Genomic DNA, 3,133 nt, shown 5'->3' with positions numbered 1-3,133 from the left:
ATTTGGCCCTGGCGATGTTCTACTTTCACATGGGAAGCCCACACTATCATCGACGCTGTTTTGTTTCACTTCTGAGTTCGGCATGGGGTCAGGTGGTTCCAAAACGCTATAGTCACCAGGAAATTCTGTTCATCAATGAAGTCTCCCTTCATCAATGTAAATCTGGAAAAAGCTTATTAAATTCTTTTGTCTACTTCAGTATATTAACTTCTGTCGCTTAAACCACTTTGGCGTTGTATGGTTAAGCCTCACGGGTAATTAGTACGAGTTAGCTTAATGCCTCACAGCACTTCCACATCTCGCCTATCAACGTTGTAGTCTTCAACGGCCCTTTAGTGGACTCTAAGTCCAAGTGAGAACTCATCTCGAGGCCTGCTTCCCGCTTAGATGCTTTCAGCGGTTATCAGTTCCGAACATAGCTACCGGGCAATGCAATTGGCATCACAACCCGAACACCAGCGGTTCGTCCACTCCGGTCCTCTCGTACTAGGAGCAGCCCCTCTCAATTCTCAAACGCCCACGGCAGATAGGGACCGAACTGTCTCACGACGTTCTAAACCCAGCTCGCGTACCACTTTAAATGGCGAACAGCCATACCCTTGGGACCGACTTCAGCCCCAGGATGTGATGAGCCGACATCGAGGTGCCAAACACCGCCGTCGATATGAACTCTTGGGCGGTATCAGCCTGTTATCCCCGGAGTACCTTTTATCCGTTGAGCGATGGCCCTTCCATTCAGAACCACCGGATCACTATGACCTACTTTCGTACCTGCTCGACGTGTCTGTCTCGCAGTTAAGCTTGCTTCTACCATTACACTAACCGTACGATGTCCGACCGTACTTAGCAAACCTTCGTGCTCCTCCGTTACTCTTTGGGAGGAGACCGCCCCAGTCAAACTACCCACCAGGCACTGTCCTCAACCCCGATTCAGGGGCCTAAGTTAGAACATCAACACTACAAGGGTGGTATTTCAAGGTCGGCTCCACACAAACTAGCGTCTGCGCTTCAAAGCCTCCCACCTATCCTACACATGTAGGGTCAATGTTCAGTGCCAAGCTGTAGTAAAGGTTCACGGGGTCTTTCCGTCTAGCCGCGGGTACACAGCATCTTCACTGCGATTTCAATTTCACTGAGTCTCGGGTGGAGACAGCGTGGCCATGGTTACACCATTCGTGCAGGTCGGAACTTACCCGACAAGGAATTTCGCTACCTTAGGACCGTTATAGTTACGGCCGCCGTTTACCGGGGCTTCGATCAAGAGCTTCGCCTAAGCTAACCCCATCAATTAACCTTCCGGCACCGGGCAGGTGTCACACCGTATACGTCATCTTACGATTTTGCACAGTGCTGTGTTTTTAATAAACAGTCCCAGCCACCTGGTCACTGCGGCTCTCGCCTGCTTACGACGCGAAGTCTTCACAAGTAAGAGCGTACCTTCTCCCGAAGTTACGGTACAATTTTGCCTAGTTCCTTCACCCGAGTTCTCTCAAGCGCCTTAGTATTCTCTACCTGACCACCTGTGTCGGTTTAGGGTACGATTCGATATAAACTGAAGCTTAGAGGCTTTTCCTGGAAGTAGGGCATCAACAACTTCACCACCTTAGTGGCTCGTCTCGACTCTCGGCCTTAGCAACCCGGATTTTCCTAAGTCACCAGCCTACAGCCTTTCACATGGACAACCAACGCCATGCTTGCCTAGCCTGCTCCGTCCCCCCATCGCATTTATACCAAGTACGGGAATATTAACCCGTTTCCCATCGACTACGCTCTTCAGCCTCGCCTTAGGGGTCGACTCACCCTACCCTGATTAACATGGGATAGGAACCCTTGGTCTTCCGGCGTGCGGGTTTTTCACCCGCATTATCGTTACTCATGTCAGCATTCGCACTTCTGATATGTCCAGCATGCCTCCCGGCACACCTTCAGCCACTTACAGAACGCTCCCCTACCCCGCAAACAAAGTTCGCAGCCGTAGCTTCGGTGGTATGTTTAGCCCCGTTACATCTTCCGCGCAGGCCGACTCGACTAGTGAGCTATTACGCTTTCTTTAAAGGGTGGCTGCTTCTAAGCCAACCTCCTAGCTGTTTTAGCCTTCCCACATCGTTTCCCACTTAACATACACTTTGGGACCTTAGCTGACGGTCTGGGTTGTTTCCCTCTCCACGACGGACGTTAGCACCCGCCGTGTGTCTCCCGGATAGTACTTTACGGTATTCGGAGTTTGCAAAGGGTTGGTAAGTCGGGATGACCCCCTAGCCTTAACAGTGCTCTACCCCCGTAAGTATTCGTCCGAGGCTCTACCTAAATAGATTTCGGGGAGAACCAGCTATCTCCCGGTTTGATTAGCCTTTCACTCCTAGCCACAGGTCATCCCCTAACTTTTCAACGTTAGTGGGTTCGGTCCTCCAGTTGATGTTACTCAACCTTCAACCTGCCCATGGCTAGATCACCGGGTTTCGGGTCTATACCCTGCAACTTAAGCGCCCAGTTAAGACTCGCTTTCGCTACGGCTCCCCTAAATGGTTAACCTCGCTACAGAATATAAGTCGCTGACCCATTATACAAAAGGTACGCAGTCACCTAACAAGTAGGCTCCTACTGCTTGTACGTACACGGTTTCAGGTTCTATTTCACTCCCCTCACAGGGGTTCTTTTCGCCTTTCCCTCACGGTACTGGTTCACTATCGGTCAGTTGGGAGTATTTAGCCTTGGAGGATGGTCCCCCCATATTCAGTCAAAGTTTCACGTGCTCCGACCTACTCGATTTCACTCTAAATAAGTTGTCGTGTACGGGACTATCACCCTGTTTCGTCATGCTTTCCAACATGTTCCACTAACTACATTAAAGCTTAAGGGCTGCTCCGATTTCGCTCGCCGCTACTTTCGGAATCTCGGTTGATTTCTTTTCCTACGGGTACTTAGATGTTTCAGTTCTCCGCGTTCGCCTCGTTAACCTATGTATTCAGTTAACGATACCTGCAAGCAGGTGGGTTTCCCCATTCGGAAATCCTAGTCTCAAGCGCCTCTTACTGGCTTGACTAGGCTTATCGCAAGTTAGTACGTCCTTCATCGCCTCCAACTGCCAAGGCATCCACCGTGTACGCTTAGTCACTTAACCATACAACCCAAA

2 rRNA genes are annotated in these 3,133 nt (G+C 50.4%); both read right to left on the bottom strand.

The features are described from left to right. Positions 1-6: 6 nt before the first annotated feature. Positions 7-120 (bottom strand): 5S ribosomal RNA (gene rrf, locus CEX98_RS22160). Between the two features lie 117 nt (positions 121-237). Further along, positions 238-3,121: ribosomal RNA gene (locus CEX98_RS22155) — 23S ribosomal RNA — on the bottom strand. Positions 3,122-3,133: the final 12 nt, after the last annotated feature.

Source organism: Pseudoalteromonas piscicida (genome assembly GCF_002744175.1).
GTDB classification, from domain to species: Bacteria; Pseudomonadota; Gammaproteobacteria; order Enterobacterales; family Alteromonadaceae; genus Pseudoalteromonas; species Pseudoalteromonas piscicida_B.
Note: the sequence above shows the minus strand (reverse complement) of the source record. Positions and strands in the feature narration are given on the sequence as shown.